This window comes from Diaphorobacter sp. J5-51 (genome assembly GCF_001023515.1).
Taxonomy (GTDB): Bacteria; Pseudomonadota; Gammaproteobacteria; order Burkholderiales; family Burkholderiaceae_C; genus Diaphorobacter; species Diaphorobacter nitroreducens.
In genome coordinates, this window is sequence record NZ_JSYI01000047.1 from 83,855 (window position 1) to 98,407 (window position 14,553).

At 66.4% G+C, this 14,553-nt stretch carries 13 protein-coding genes and 1 pseudogene; all 14 read left to right on the forward strand.

All coding sequences use genetic code 11. From position 1 onward, the window contains the following. Window positions 1-24 precede the first annotated feature (24 nt). The 14 genes and pseudogenes from OX89_RS07245 to OX89_RS07305 all read left to right on the forward strand — a co-directional run bounded on the left by OX89_RS07245 (window position 25) and on the right by OX89_RS07305 (window position 14,438). Complete coding sequence (locus tag OX89_RS07245) at window positions 25-888, forward strand: ABC transporter permease (protein WP_234305524.1); 864 nt, start codon at window positions 25-27, stop codon at window positions 886-888. Then, window positions 888-2,108 (forward strand): ABC transporter ATP-binding protein, encoded by a 1,221-nt coding sequence (locus OX89_RS07250; protein WP_013721368.1) that lies wholly within the window; start codon window positions 888-890, stop codon window positions 2,106-2,108. The genes OX89_RS07245 and OX89_RS07250 overlap by 1 nt, the downstream gene beginning before the upstream one ends. Next, entirely contained in the window at window positions 2,105-3,001 is an 897-nt protein-coding gene (locus OX89_RS07255; protein WP_234305525.1) for a hypothetical protein, read from the forward strand. Before OX89_RS07250 ends, OX89_RS07255 begins: the two co-directional genes overlap by 4 nt. Then, window positions 2,994-3,998 carry a bifunctional 2-polyprenyl-6-hydroxyphenol methylase/3-demethylubiquinol 3-O-methyltransferase UbiG gene (locus OX89_RS07260; protein ID WP_013517565.1) on the forward strand — a complete coding sequence of 335 codons (1,005 nt, stop codon included), beginning with the start codon at window positions 2,994-2,996 and terminating at the stop codon, window positions 3,996-3,998. The genes OX89_RS07255 and OX89_RS07260 overlap by 8 nt, the downstream gene beginning before the upstream one ends. Window positions 3,999-4,014: 16 nt before the next feature. Beyond that, window positions 4,015-4,659 (forward strand): transglycosylase SLT domain-containing protein, encoded by a 645-nt coding sequence (locus OX89_RS07265; RefSeq protein WP_013517566.1) that lies wholly within the window; start codon window positions 4,015-4,017, stop codon window positions 4,657-4,659. Between the two features lie 33 nt (window positions 4,660-4,692). Then, a complete protein-coding gene (locus tag OX89_RS07270) occupies window positions 4,693-5,793 on the forward strand; it encodes a glycosyltransferase family 4 protein (RefSeq protein WP_047350101.1) in 1,101 nt (366 codons plus the stop codon). Between the two features lie 74 nt (window positions 5,794-5,867). Next, window positions 5,868-6,758: an acetylglutamate kinase gene (gene argB, locus OX89_RS07275; RefSeq protein ID WP_013517568.1), complete on the forward strand. Its 891-nt coding sequence runs from the start codon at window positions 5,868-5,870 to the stop codon at window positions 6,756-6,758. Window positions 6,759-6,940: 182 nt separating this feature from the next. Next, complete coding sequence (gene slmA / locus OX89_RS07280; RefSeq protein WP_047350102.1) at window positions 6,941-7,576, forward strand: nucleoid occlusion factor SlmA; 636 nt, start codon at window positions 6,941-6,943, stop codon at window positions 7,574-7,576. 148 nt (window positions 7,577-7,724) lie between these two features. Then, window positions 7,725-8,390, forward strand: a complete 666-nt coding sequence (locus OX89_RS07285; protein ID WP_047350103.1) for a TetR/AcrR family transcriptional regulator — start codon at window positions 7,725-7,727, stop codon at window positions 8,388-8,390. A gap of 64 nt (window positions 8,391-8,454) precedes the next feature. Further along, window positions 8,455-10,251 carry an acyl-CoA dehydrogenase C-terminal domain-containing protein gene (locus OX89_RS07290; protein WP_047350104.1) on the forward strand — a complete coding sequence of 599 codons (1,797 nt, stop codon included), beginning with the start codon at window positions 8,455-8,457 and terminating at the stop codon, window positions 10,249-10,251. 52 nt (window positions 10,252-10,303) lie between these two features. Then, window positions 10,304-10,738: a DUF2147 domain-containing protein gene (locus OX89_RS07295; protein WP_011804047.1), complete on the forward strand. Its 435-nt coding sequence runs from the start codon at window positions 10,304-10,306 to the stop codon at window positions 10,736-10,738. Window positions 10,739-10,838: 100 nt separating this feature from the next. Further along, the coding region (locus OX89_RS07300; RefSeq protein ID WP_234305526.1) for a 3-hydroxyacyl-CoA dehydrogenase/enoyl-CoA hydratase family protein at window positions 10,839-12,958 on the forward strand (2,120 nt) is incomplete at its 3' end. A 1-nt stretch (window position 12,959) separates the two neighbouring features. Beyond that, window positions 12,960-13,220 (forward strand): annotated as a pseudogene (locus tag OX89_RS19060) (3-hydroxyacyl-CoA dehydrogenase); the annotation flags it as partial. 21 nt (window positions 13,221-13,241) lie between these two features. Then, complete coding sequence (locus OX89_RS07305) at window positions 13,242-14,438, forward strand: acetyl-CoA C-acyltransferase (RefSeq protein ID WP_047350106.1); 1,197 nt, start codon at window positions 13,242-13,244, stop codon at window positions 14,436-14,438. The last annotated feature ends 115 nt before the right edge of the window (window positions 14,439-14,553 follow it).

Below are 14,553 nucleotides of genomic sequence, written 5' to 3' on the forward strand. Positions count from 1 at the left end.
GTTGATGAGGCGTTGGCAGTGGCCATGCGGAACCGGATCGGACAGGGTGCTGGCGAGGTGTACATGGGCGTGAGCGTCAATCGGCCGGGGGCTTTACAGCAGGCGTCGTCGGGACGCGCGCAGCACGCCTGGGTGTTGTGGCGCTATTGGATGCTGCGCGAATTCAAGACGCGTTATGCGGGCTCCGTCCTGGGTCTGTCCTGGGCCTTCGTGCAGCCGCTGGCCACGCTGGCGATCTTTTACGTGCTTTTTGGCATGGTACTGGCGGTGCGCGTACCGGGGCTGGATCTTGCCAACGGCTACCTGTTGCACCTGCTGGCGGGCTTGGCCGTGTGGCTGCCGTTCACGGATGCCATAGGCCGGGGCGTGGGCTGCCTGGCAGCCTACGAGGATTTTTTGCGCAAGCAACCCATGCCGGCCGAGATCCTGCCTGCGGTAGCCGTCGGAGGCAGTCTGTTGGTGATGGCCATAGGCTACGCCTTGTTCCTGGTGCTCAGCCTCACGCAGGGGGCGCCGCTGCGGGCCACTTGGGCTTGGCTACCGTTGCTGGTGTTGGCTCAGGTGGCGTTGACGTTCGGCCTGACGCTGCTCCTGAGCATGGCGCATTTTTTGTGGCGCGACGTGGGTTCGATCGTGGCCTTTGCGTTGCAGCTGTGGTTCTACCTGACGCCGGTGGTCTACCCGCTGGCGCAGGTGCCCGAGCGCTTTCACGTCTGGTATCTGCTCAATCCGGTGGCCTGCCTGGTGCTGGCTGTGGAGTGGGCGGCGCTGGGCATGGCCATGCCTGGGGGCACGCTGTGGGCTCTGCTGGCCTGGACTCTACTGCTGGGTGGAGGGGGCTGGTGGTTCTTCCGCTCGATGAAGGCAGCACTGGGTGAGGCGCTGTAATGGCCATCGCGTTCAAGAACATAGAAAAGCACTATGCGGTGTATGCACGCCCGCAGGACAGGCTGTGGGAGTGGGTGACCGGGCGCCAGCGCCACCGCGTGCACGTGGCGCTGGCGGGCATCGACTTCGAGGTGCGGCCGGGCGAGACCTTTGGCCTGATCGGCGAGAACGGCGCGGGCAAGAGCACCTTGCTGAAGATCGCGGCAGGCACCATCCGCCCCACGCGGGGCGAGGTCATGCGCCAGGGACGGGTGGCGGCGCTGCTGGAACTCGGGGCGGGCTTTCACCCCGAAGAGTCGGGGCAGGACAACATTCGCTTCATGGCGGCGCTGCATGGCCTGGAGGGGGAGGCGTTGGAGGATTTCGCGGCGCGGGCGACGGAGTTCTCCGAGCTTTCCGCCGAAACTCTGCAGCGGCCCGTGAAGACCTATTCGTCGGGCATGTTCATGCGGCTGGCGTTCGCGGCGGCGACGGCCATCGAGCCGGAGGTGCTGATCGTGGACGAGGCGCTGTCGGTTGGTGACCTGCACTTCCAGAAAAAAAGCCTGAACCGCATCCTGGAACTGCGCGGGCGCGGTGCGACGGTGCTGTTTTGTTCGCACAACCTGTACCAGGTGCGCAGCCTGTGCCAGCGTGCGGCCTGGATCCATGGCGGCCGCATAGAGGCGATCGGCCACACCGAGGACGTGGTCACGGCCTACGAGGCGCATGAGCGGCGGCGCTACGCCCATCTGCGTACCGATGCGCCGGACGCCGCGGTAGCGCCGACGCAGACGGCTGCGGCTCCGCCAGCGCACGCATCGGTGCCGGTGAAGATCATGCGCGTAGGCATCGAGACTGCCGACGGAATCAACCCTGCGCAGGTGGATTCGTTCCAGGACCTGACCCTGGAGATCGAGGTGGAGTCCTATGGCGACGCACCATTCCATGTAGGGTTTGCCATCGTGCGGCCGGACAAGGACAACGTGTTTGGCAGCAGCACCCAGTTCCTCGGTTCCAGGCCGCCCATGCGCGGTGTGGGCCAGCATCGGGTGCGCGTGCGGTTTCCCCGTCTTCCGCTGCTGTCGGGCGAATACCTGTGGAGCGTGTACACGTTGGACGATTCTGGTCTGCAGGTGCTCGACATGGCGGAGCTGATCCAGCCTTTCACGGTGCTTAACCAGAAGCACCGCGAGTTCGGTCTGGTTTGGCTGGAGCACGAATGGCTGCAGGTGCAATGAGTCGCGACTGGCGACTGGACTGGGCGTTCCCCGCACTGGGCCGCCTGCCCAGCACTTTGCCCTGGCGGCTTGTGCATTGGCTGGGCCGCGATGCGCCGGCCGTGCGGCGTGCGACCGAGCTTTTTTTGCAGCAGCGGTTCAGCCAGGTTTTTCTTGGAGCGACAGGGGAGCAGCACCGGCAATGGGCGCGTGCGCATCTGGACATGCTGGCCACGGAAATGCTGGACGCCGCGGCTTTGCACCGCCTGGGCGAGCCGGGTGGGCCGAGCATTACGCTGCAGGGCTGGGGGCATGTGCAGACTCTGCAGCAACGCGGACAGGGATTCATTCTCGTGCTTAACCACTACGATCGCTTGCTCACCGCGGTGATCGCCCTGGGGCGCAGGGGGGTGGCGCTGAACATCCTGACCATGCCCGTCGTGGACAATCCGGGCCTGGGCGAGGCGCAGCGCGCTTTTCTGGTGAGGAAGATCGCCGCCACGACGCGGATTACGGGGGGGCAGTGGCGTACATCGAGCGAGCCCTTGCGTCCGGTGCACGAAGGCCTGCGCAAGGGCCAGGGCTGGGTGATCCTGGCCGATGCCTGGAGCCCCGACTTTGCGCGCATGCGCGACCATGCGTTCCTGGGCGGGTACCTGCGTTTGCCCACAGGCATCGAGCGCTTGGCCGAGTCCACGGGGGCCGCCTTGCTGCATGCCTGCACGCGCAGTCTGGCGCCGGACAGGCTGGAGGTGGCGGTGGAGGCGTTGTCCGGCAGCCCGCAGGCCGCCATAGATGCCGTGATTCAGCGCCTGGACAGGGATGTGCGTGAGCGCCCCTGGGCTTGGTGGCATTGGGGTTTGTGGGACCAGATGTGGCGGCCAGCCGCGCAAGAGGGGGAGAGCAATGTCTGACATAGAACGCTACGACTACGCCTTCGACCCCGAGGGCGATGCCTGGGCCGCGCGGCTCCTGCGCCGGGTGCCGGGCAGGGCCTCTGTACTCGAACTGGGGCCTGGCCCGGGGGCCATGACGCAGGTGCTGCGCGCGCGCGGGCAAGCGGTCACGGTGGTGGAGAATGACCCCGCTGCGCTGCAGGCGTTGCGGCCCCTGGGCGTGCAGGCCGTGGAGGCGGACCTGGACGGTCTGGCCTGGCTGGATGCGCTGCAGGGGCGGCGCTTCGGTGCCATCCTGGCATGTGATGTGCTGGAGCACTTGCGCTCCCCTGAACAGGTGCTCGAGGAGCTTGCCGGGCTGCTGGAGCCCATGGGCAGCCTGATCATCTCGCTGCCCAATATCGCCTATGCCGGCGTGGTGGCGGCCTTGCGCGCCGGTGTGTTCGACTATGCGGACAAGGGGCTGCTCGACCGCACCCACCTGCGTTTCTTCACCCGGCGCAGCATAGAGCAGCTACTGATGGACTGCGGCTGGGTGCCGCTCGCTTGGGAGGCCAACCGGGTCCCCGTGGCACAGAGCGAATTTGCCTGGCACTGGGAAGCCATTCCTGATGCCTGGCGCCAGCATTTGCTTACGGGCTGGACTGATTTCGATGTGTATCAGTGGATGGTGGTCGCGGCGCCCGCGCGTGACTCGCGCGACTGGGAGATGGTGCAGGTGCGCGCCGAGGCCAGCCAGCTGCGCGCCCAGCTGCAGGCGCTGCAGCTGACGCATGCGACGGAACATGCCTCGTTGCTGGAGCATCAGAAGGCGTTTGGCGAGGCCCGGCAGCTGATTGCGCAGTTTGAGCAGGAACGGGACTCGCTGCGCCAGCAGGTGCAACAGCTGGCAACTGACAAGGCAGCACTGGAGCAGGCCTGCCAGGACGCGCAAGAGACCTCGGCTCAGGAGCGTGCCGCCATAGGCGGGAGTTCCTGGCGCGCGCGCTTGGCTCGGCGGTTGGGCGTGGATTGACATGAGGCAACGGACTATGAGGAAGGTGCGCGCGGCTTGCACACTGGTGCTGCTCGCAGGAGCTTGGGTAGCTGCTGCCCAGGCACAGACCGTCTGGCAGTTCGTGGACCGCGATGGCGTGACGCACATGGGTAACGTGCCGCCTCCGGCGCCGCGCGGCGTGATTTGGATCGAGGGCGTGGGCTCCGCTACGCCCGCAGGGCAGTCCAAGTCGGGCAACACCCAGGCGGCCAAGCTGCCCGGATATGCGGCGGCACAGCCGCTGCTGGAAGAGGCTGCACGTGCGCAGGCGCTGGAGCCCGCGCTGGTCATCGCCGTGGCGGCAGCGGAGTCGGGCTTTAACGCCGATGCGGTGTCACGCAAGGGAGCTCTGGGCCTGATGCAGGTCATGCCGGCCACGGCGGAGCGCTATGGAGTGGCGGGGCGTTCCGGCACGGATGGCCGCCACGCGGTGATGGAGCCCAAGCTCAATGTCCAGGTAGGTAGCCGCTACCTGGCGGATCTGCTGCGCATGTTCGATGGCGACAAAGAGTTGGCCCTGGCGGCTTACAACGCGGGCGAGGGCGCCGTCGTCAAGCATGGCAGGCGCATCCCGCCCTACCCCGAAACGCGGCAGTACGTGGACAAAGTCATGCGTCTATACCAGACGCTGGTGCGATAGGCTAGGCATCGGGGCAGCTACCATCAGGCCTTCATGATCTGGCTTTCCTTCGTCGCTTTTCTGAGCTCCGTGCTGGCTGCTGCGGGCGTGCTGCGCTGGGCGCAGGACTATGCGGCCAACTATGGGCGCGCGGTGCCCCAGCGGTTTCATTACGGTGACGTGCCGCGTCTGGGCGGGCTGGCCATGCTGGTGGGCATAGCGCTGAGTTGGGGACTGGGGCGTTTGACGACGGCGATGGGCGATTCCTCTTCGCTGCGCATGGATAGCTGGGTGCTGTGGTGGCTGCTTGCACTGATGCCGGCCGTGGTAGGAGGCATGGTGGAGGACGTGACCCAGCGCCTGGCGCCACGCTTTCGCCTGCTTTTGTCTCTGCTGACGGCGGTGTTGGCCGTGAGCATGCTCGGCCTGCAGCTTCCACGGCTGGACCTGCCCTGGCTGGATGCGCTGCTGGGGACTGCGCCCTGGCTGGGCGTGGGCATTGCACTGTTGGCGGTGACGGGCCTGCCCCATGCCTTCAACATCATCGATGGCTACAACGGCCTGGCCGGCATGGTGGCCATCATCGTCTGCCTAGCGCTGGCCCATGTGGCGCTGCAGGTGGGCGACCGGGGGCTGGCGGCGGTGCTGGTGTCCACGGCAGCGGCGACGGGAGGCTTCCTGGTTTGGAATTACCCGCGCGGCATGCTGTTTGCCGGTGATGGCGGAGCCTATATCTGGGGGGGGGTGATTGCACTGGCCAGCCTGAGCCTGGTGCAGCGCAATCCCCAAGTGTCGCCCTGGTTCCCCATGCTGCTGCTGATCTACCCCGTGTGGGAGACGGTGTTCTCCATGTACCGCAAGCTGGTGCGCGGCGTGTCGCCGGGCGTGGCCGATGCGCTGCATTTTCACCAACTGATTTACAGGCGCATAGTGCGCCGCGTGCTGCATGGCGACGCAGCCAGGCGCATGCTCAAGCGCAACAATCGTACTTCCCCCTATCTGTGGGCATTCACGCTGCTCACGGTGGTCCCGGCGGTGCTGTTCTGGCGCTATACGCCGGTGCTGATAGGGTTCTGCCTGCTGTTCATGGTGCTGTACGTGATGGCGTACCTGGCCATCATCCGCTTCAAGGTGCCGGGCTGGATGCGCTTCTGAAGGCGGCGCGCGTGCGCCGGATGCGGCACAATTTGCGCTGTTTGTAATCCACGCTTGTCAATCTTCCCGTACACATGACCGACCTTCTTTCGATTGCGCCGCGCGACAAGGCTGAGATCCTGGCCCAGGCGCTGCCGTACATCCGCAAGTTCCATGGCAAGACCATGGTCATCAAATATGGCGGCAATGCCATGACCGACCCGGAGCTGCAGCAGGACTTTGCCGAGGACGTGGTGCTGCTCAAGCTGGTGGGCATCAACCCGGTGGTGGTGCATGGCGGCGGCCCGCAGATCGAGCAGGCGCTGAACCGCCTGGGCAAGAAGGGCGAGTTCATCCAGGGCATGCGCGTGACGGACGCCGAGACCATGGAGGTGGTCGAGTGGGTGCTGGCGGGCGAGGTGCAACAGGACATCGTCGGTCTGATCCACCACGCGGGTGGCAAGGCCGTGGGTCTGACGGGGCGCGACGGCGGCATGATCCGCGCCAGGAAGCTCAAGATGCTGGACAACAAGGATCCGAGCATCGAGTACGACGTGGGCCAGGTGGGTGACATCGTGGCCATCGACCCGAGCGTGGTCAAGGCGCTGCAGGACGATGCCTTCATCCCCGTCATCAGCCCCATCGGTTTCGGTGAGGAGAACGAGAGCTACAACATCAACGCCGACGTGGTGGCCAGCAAGCTGGCCACGGTGCTGCAGGCGGAAAAGCTGGTGATGCTGACCAACATTCCCGGCGTGCTCGACAAGAACGGGCAGTTGCTGGCCGAGCTGACGCCGCAGCAGATCGACGCGCTGATTGCCGATGGCACGATCTCTGGCGGCATGCTGCCCAAGCTCGCCGGCGCGATCGACGCGGCCAAGGCGGGCGTGAACGCGGTGCACGTGGTCGATGGCCGAGTGCCGCATTCCATGCTGCTGGAAATACTGACGGACCAAGCTTACGGCACCATGATCCGAAGCCACTGAGGCGTTTTGTCGCCTTGCACGGGCCCGGTTTAGGGCGTGCACCACCAAGGCGTTCATCGGGCGCAACCGCTCATCGGGGCTTTCGATCCCGATGGGTGGTTGCGCATTTGCCACGGTTGTCGATTGCCCTGGTGGGGTCATTACTACGGCATGCGAGAATCAATTGCATACAATTGTTTCATATGTCTGACTCCTCGCCCGACTCTTCCGTGCCCGGTGACGCTCCGGCACCCCGCCGCCGCCTGCGGCCCGGCGAGCGGCGCGAGCAGATCCTGCACGCGCTGGCGGCCATGCTGGAGCAGCCGGGTGCCGAGCGCATCACCACGGCCGCGCTGGCGCGCCGGTTGGACGTGAGCGAGGCGGCGCTGTACCGCCACTTCGCCAGCAAGGCGCAGATGTTCGAGGGGCTGATCGACTTCATCGAACACAGCGTCTTCACGCTGGTGCGCCAGATCGTGGAGCATCCGGGCGAGGCCGGCGGCGCCCAGCGCGCGGCACGCATCACGGCCATGGTGCTTCAGTTCGGCGAGCGCAACCCCGGCATGGTGCGCGTGATGGTGGGCGACGCGCTGGTGTTCGAGAACGAGCGCCTGCAGCAGCGCATGAACCTGTTCTTCGACAAGGTGGAGGCCACGCTGCGCCAATGCCTGCGGCCCGCGGCCGAAGCCGATGGCGAGGCCGCCCCCACGGTGCAGGCGCAGGTGCGCGCCGCGGCGCTGTGCGACCTGATCCGCGGGCGCCTGCAGCGCTATGCGCGCTCGGGCTTTCGCCGCCCGCCCACGGAGCACCTGGACGCCACCCTGGCGCTGCTGCTGTAAATCCCATATTTGCGTATTCCACGCGATGGCGGACACGATTCCATGCTGATGGCGGNTACCCCCGACGTATGTTCCGCATCCGCGGAAAGGCTGGCGCCGCCCGTTTGCTTCGTGCAAAATAGAACGATCGTTCGTTTTATTGCACGCCATGCCGGTATCGACTTCTTCACCCAAGACCGCCCGTGTATCCCGCCGCGAGGGCCGGGCGCTGCACAAGGGGCAACACACCAAGGCCGTCATCATCGATGCCGCCCTGGGCCTGGCCACGCACATCGGCCTGGAGGGGCTGTCCATCGGTGCGCTGGCCGAAGTGACGGGCATGAGCAAGTCAGGCGTGTTCGCGCACTTCGGCTCGCGTGAGGAACTGCAGATCTCGGTGATCCGCGAGTACCACACGCGATTCGAGCAGGAAGTGTTCTACCCCGCGATGCAGGCCCCTCGCGGCGTGCCGCGCCTGCGCGCGCTGTTTGCCAACTGGATGAAGCGCACCTCCATCGAGATCGACTCCGGCTGCATCTACATCAGCGGCGCGGTGGAGTTCGACGATCGCACGGGCCCCGTGCGCGATGCGCTGGCCAACTCGGTGATGACCTGGCAGGCCGCGATGAGGCGCGCCATCCAGCAGTGCAAGGAGTGCGGCGAGATCCGCGACGACGTCAGCGAAGACCAGATGCTGTTCGAGATCCACGGCCTGATCCTGGCGCTGCACTATGAGGCGCGCTTCCTGCACACGCCCGGCTCCATCGACCGGGCCAACACGGGCTTTGACAACATCCTGGCGCGCTACAGCGCGCTGCCCGGCCACCGCGGTTGAGCCCTGCCACCCGTATTTCCGTTTTTCTTCTTTTCCAACCTTCCTTCTTCCCAGGAGTCTCCACATGCCTACTTACACGCCTCCGCTGCGCGACATGCAATTCGTCCTGCATGAAGTCTTCAAGGTCACCGACGAATTCAAGGCCATGCCCGCGCATGCTGAAGTGGATGCCGACACGATCAACGCCGTGCTGGAAGAAGCCGGCAAGTTCGCCGCCGGCGTGGCGTTCCCGCTGAACATCAGCGGCGACACCGAGGGCTGCACGCTGAACCAGCAGACGCACGAGGTGACCACGCCCAAGGGATTCAAGGAGGCCTATGCGCAATACGTGGAAGGTGGCTGGGCGGCGCTGTCGTGCGACACCGCCTATGGCGGCCAGGGCCTGCCGCACACGGTGAACCAGTGCCTGTACGAGATGCTCAACAGCGCCAACCAGGCCTGGACCATGTACCCCGGCCTGTCGCACGGCGCCTACGAGGCGCTGCTGGCGCACGGCACCGACGAGCAGAAGAAGACCTACCTGCCCAAGCTGGTCAGCGGCGAGTGGACCGGCACCATGTGCCTGACCGAGCCGCACTGCGGCACCGACCTGGGGCTGCTGCGCACCAAGGCCGAACCGGTGGGCGACGGCACGTACAAGATCACCGGCAACAAGATCTTCATCAGCGCCGGCGAGCACAACTTCACCTCCAACATCGTGCACCTGGTGCTGGCTCGCCTGCCCGACGCACCCAAGGGCAGCAAGGGCATCAGCCTGTTCGTGGTGCCGAAGTTCAAGGTGAACGCCGACGGCAGCATCGGCGAGCGCAACCCCATCTACTGCACGGGCCTGGAGCACAAGATGGGCATCCACGGCAACGCCACGGCGCAGATTGCCATCGACGGCGCCATCGGCACCCTGGTGGGCGAGCCCAACAAGGGCCTGGCCGCGATGTTCGTGATGATGAATGCCGCCCGCCTGGGCGTGGGCAACCAGTCGCTGGGCCTGACCGAAGTGGCCTTCCAGAACGCGCTGGCCTACGCCAAGGACCGCATCCAGATGCGCAGCCTGTCGGGCACCAAGGCCAAGGACAAGGAGGCCGATCCCATCATCGTGCACCCCGACGTGCGCAAGATGCTGCTCACCGCCAAAGCCTACGCCGAGGGCGCGCGTGCGCTGCAGATTTTCTGCACGCTGCTGCTGGACAAGGCGCACAGCCACCCCGACGAGAAGGTGCGCAAGGACAGCGACGAGCTGGTGGCGCTGCTGACCCCCATCGTCAAGGCCTTCATCACCGACAACGGGCACATTGCCACCAACGCCTGCATGCAGGTCTTTGGCGGCCACGGCTTCATCAAGGAATGGGGCATGGAGCAGTTCGTGCGCGACAACCGCATCAACATGATCTACGAAGGCACGAACACCGTGCAGTCGCTGGATCTGCTGGGCCGCAAGGTGCTGGGCAACAACGGCGCCACGCTCAAGAAGTTCGGCAAGCTGGTCGGGCAGCTGGTGGCCGAAGAAGGCGTGAACGAGAAGATGGCTGAGTTCATCAACCCCATCGCCTACCTGGGCGACCAGTTACCTAAGTTCACCACCGAGATCGGCTTCCGCGGCTTCCAGAACCCCGATGAGGTGGGCGCCGCCGCTGTGGACTACCTGCGGGTGGCCGGCCACCTGGTGTTCGGCTACATGTTTGCCCGCATGGCCCAGGTGGCGCTGCGCGAGATTGCCGCCGGCAACACCGACCCGTTCTACCAGGCCAAGCTGCAGACGGCGCGTTTTTACTTCGCCAAGCTGTTCCCTGAAGTCCACACGCTGATGCGCACCGCCCGCGCCGGCAGCAAGGTGCTCATGGACACCGACGCCGCCCTGGCCTGAGCCAGCAATTGCACGCATTGCCAATTTTGAACGTTTTTGCACTGGAGGCCTTATGAGACAAGCGCTAGCAGCTATCATTTTTGCAGCAATCGCGGCCCCTGCATGGGCCCAGATGTCCCCCGTGGGCCTGTGGCGCAGCGTGGACGACAAGACGGGCGAGGCCAAGGCCGAGATCCGTATTGCCGAAACCAGCGGCGTGCTGAACGGCCGTATCGAGAAGTCCCTCAAAAAGGACGCCGACCCTGCCGCCACCTGCACCGAGTGCAAGGACGACCGCAAGGGCAAGGCGATCGCGGGGCTGGAGATCATCCGCGGCGTCAAGAAGGCCGATGACCGCGAGGTCTGGGAGGGCGGCAAGATCCTCGACCCCGAAAACGGCAAGGAATACCGCGCCAGCCTGACCCCCATCGAGGGCGGCAAGCGGCTGGAGGTGCGCGGCTTCCTGGGCCCGTTCTGGCGCACCCAGACCTGGCAGCGCGTGCAGTAAGCAAAGCAGTGAGCGCCACGGCGCCGCAGCCGGCCCGCCCGCGTGGCACGGGGCCTGGCGCGCGGCCCCGTGCGCATCCCACCATCCAAGGAACAAGCAAATGTCCCGATTCCAAGTGAAGAAAGTCGCCGTGCTCGGCGCGGGCGTGATGGGCGCGCAGATCGCGGCCCACCTCGTCAATGTGAAGGTGCCGGTGGTGCTGTTCGATCTCCCCGCCAAGGAAGGTCCGAAGAACGGCATCGTCACCAAGGCCGTGGAGAACCTCAAGAAGCTCAAGCCCTCGCCCCTGGGCGTGGCGGACGACGCCGCGCTGATCCAGCAGGCGAACTACGAGGAGAACATGGCGCTGCTGGGCGAGTGCGACCTCATCATCGAGGCCATCGCCGAGCGCATGGACTGGAAGCTCGATCTGTACAAGAAGATCGCGCCGCACGTCGCACCGCACGCCATCGTGGCGTCCAACACCTCGGGCCTGTCGATCACCCAGCTGTCCGAAGCGCTGCCCGACGCCATCAAGCCGCGCTTTTGCGGCATCCACTTCTTCAACCCGCCGCGCTACATGGTGCTGGTGGAGCTGATCAACACCCCCACCACCCGCCCCGAGGTGCTCGACCAGCTCGAAGCCTTCGTGACCAGCGGCCTGGGCAAGGGCGTGGTGCGCGCGCACGACACCCCCAACTTCATCGCCAACCGCGTGGGCATCGCCGGCATGCTTTCCACGATGAAGGAGGTGGAGAACTTCGGCCTGACCTTCGACGTGGTCGATGACCTGACGGGCAAGAAGCTGGGGCGCGCCAGCAGCGGCACCTTCCGCACCGCCGACGTGGTGGGCCTGGACACCATGGCCCACGTCATCAAGACGCTGCAGGACAACCTGAACGAGCAGACCGACCCGTTCTACGACAGCTTCGGCACGCCCGCAGTCCTGCAAAAGCTGATCGAGCTGGGCCACCTGGGCCAGAAGGCCAAGGCGGGTTTCTACAAGAAGGTGGGCCGCGACATCCTGCGCTTCGAGCTGGAGAGCGAGGAATATGTGCCCGCCGGCGCCAAGGCCGACGAGGTGTACGGCCGCATGCTCAAGAAGCCCGCCGCCGAGCGCCTGAAGCTGCTGCGCAACTCGCAAGGCGCGCAGGGCCGGTTCCTGTGGGCCATCCTGCGCAACAGCTTCCACTACGCTGCGGTGCATCTGGCCACGATTGCCGACACCGCGCGCGATGTGGACCAGGCCATGCGCTGGGGCTTCGGCATGAGCCAGGGGCCGTTCGAGCTGTGGCAGGAGGCGGGCTGGCTGGAGGTTGCCAGGATGGTCCAGGAGGACATTGACGCGGGCAAGGCACTGTCCAAGGCGCCGCTGCCCGAATGGGTGTTCAAGGGCCCGGTGGCGGACGCCGGCGGCGTGCACACGGCGCAGGGTTCGTGGAGCGCGCGCCAAGGCAAGTTCGTGCCGCGCCGCCAGTTGCCGGTGTACGAGCGCCAGTACTTCCCCGAGAAACTGCTGGGCGAGGACAACCTGCCCGACTGGCGCAAGGCCGGCACCACCATCAGCGAGACCGATGCGCTGCGCACCTGGACGCTCGATGGCAAGGTATTGATCGCCTCCATCCAGAGCAAGATGCACGCGATCAGCCCCGACGTGATGGAAGGCCTGATGGAGGCCGTGGACCTGGCCGAGCGCGAGTACGACGGCATGGTCATCTGGTCGGGCGACGCACCGTTCAGCGTGGGCGCCGACCTGCAGGCCACCATGCCTGCCTACGTGGTGGCTGGCATTGCCGCCATCGAGGGCGTGGAGCATGAGCTGCAGAACCTGATGCTGCGCCTGCGCTACGCCCAGGTGCCGGTGGTATCGGCCATCCATGGCATGGCGCTGGGCGGCGGCTGCGAGCTGGCCGTGCACAGCGCACGCCGCGTGGCCCACATGGAAAGCTACATCGGCCTGGTGGAAGTGGGCGTGGGCCTGGTGCCCGGTGCCGGCGGCCTGACCTACATCGCCCGCCGCGCGGCCGAGAACGCCGCCGCCAGCACCGGCAAGGACCTCCTGCCCTTCCTGACCGAAGGCTTCACCGCCGCGGCCATGGCCAAGGTAGGCACCAGCGCCCTTGAGTCGAAGAAGCTCGGCTACCTGCTCGACAGCGACCTCATCGTGCCGCACAAGGACGAGGTGCTGTTCGTCGCCCTCAACGAGGCCCGCGCCATGGCCGCCAGCGGCTGGCGCGCGCCNGCCGGGCGCAGCGGCATCGCCACCATCCGCGGCTCGCTGGTCAACATGCGCGACGGCGGCTTCATCAGCGAGCATGACCAGCACATCGCCACGCTGATCGCCGAAGTGGTGTGCGGCGGCGACGTGGACGCCGGCACGCTGGTGAGCGAGGAATACCTGATGGCGCTGGAGCGCAAGGCGTTCTGCGCCCTGATCGAGCACCCCAAGACCCAGGAGCGCATCCTGGGCATGCTCAACACTGGCAAGCCGGTGCGTAACTGAGGCCGCCCGAGGAGAGAAACCATGAAACAGATCCAAGACGCCTACATCGTTGCCGCCACGCGCACGCCCATCGGCCGTTCGCACAAGGGCTTTTTCCGCAACTACCGCCCGGACGACCTGCTGGCCACCACGCTCAAGAGCGCGCTGGCCCAGGTGCCGGGGCTGGACCCCGCCTCGATCGAGGACATCATCTGCGGCTGCGCCATCCCCGAGGCGCAGCAGGGCCTGAACGTGGCGCGCATCGGCGCCGTGCTGGCGGGCCTGCCCACCAGCGTGGGCGGCATCACGGTGAACCGCTTCTGCGCTTCGGGCCTGTCGGCCGTGGCCATGGCGGCCGACCGCATCCGCGTGGGCGAGGCCGAGGTGATGATCGCCGCCGGCGTGGAGAGCATGAGCATGGTGCCCATGATGGGCAACGCGCCCAGCCTGTCGCCCAGCATCTTCGAGCGTGACGGCGACGTGGGCATCGCCTACGGCATGGGCCTCACCGCCGAGAAGGTGGCCCAGCAGTGGAAGGTGAGCCGCGAGGCGCAGGACGCCTTCGCGCTGGAGTCGCACCGCCGCGCCATCGCCGCGCAGCAGGCCGGCGAGTTTGCCGACGAGATCACGCCCATCGAGGTGACCGACCGCACGGCCCACCTGGAGACGGGCGAAGTCATTGCCAGCACCCGCACCGTGAGCCTGGACGAGGGCGCCCGCCCCGACACCAGCCTGGAAGGCCTGGCCAAGCTGCGCACCGTGTTTGCCGCGCGCGGCACGGTGACGGCCGGGAACAGCTCGCAGACCAGCGACGGCGCCGGCGCGCTGATCCTGGCCAGCGAAGCCGCCGTCAAGCGCTTCGGCCTCACGCCGCTGGCGCGCTTCGTCAGCTTCGCCAGCAAGGGCGTGCCGCCGTCCATCATGGGCATCGGCCCGATCGAGGCCATTCCCGCCGCGCTGCGCTATGCCGGTCTGAAGCAGGACGACATCGGCTGGTACGAGCTCAACGAAGCCTTCGCCGCCCAGTCGCTGGCCGTCATCAACACGCTGGGGCTGGACACGGCCAAGGTCAACCCCATGGGCGGCGCCATCGCGCTGGGCCACCCGCTGGGCGCGACGGGCGCCATCCGCTCGGCCACCGTGGTGCATGCACTGCGCCGCAAGCAGCTCAAGTACGGCATGGTCACCATGTGCGTGGGCATGGGCCAGGGCGCGGCGGGTATCTTCGAGCGCGTGTAAGTAAGCGCCACTGCCGCGCGGCAGCGCGCGGGGATTGCAGCCAAGCCGGCGCAGACCGGCCGCCTTCATGGAGATGTAATGGATGCCTCCCTCCCCACGGGGAAGTCGATCGCAG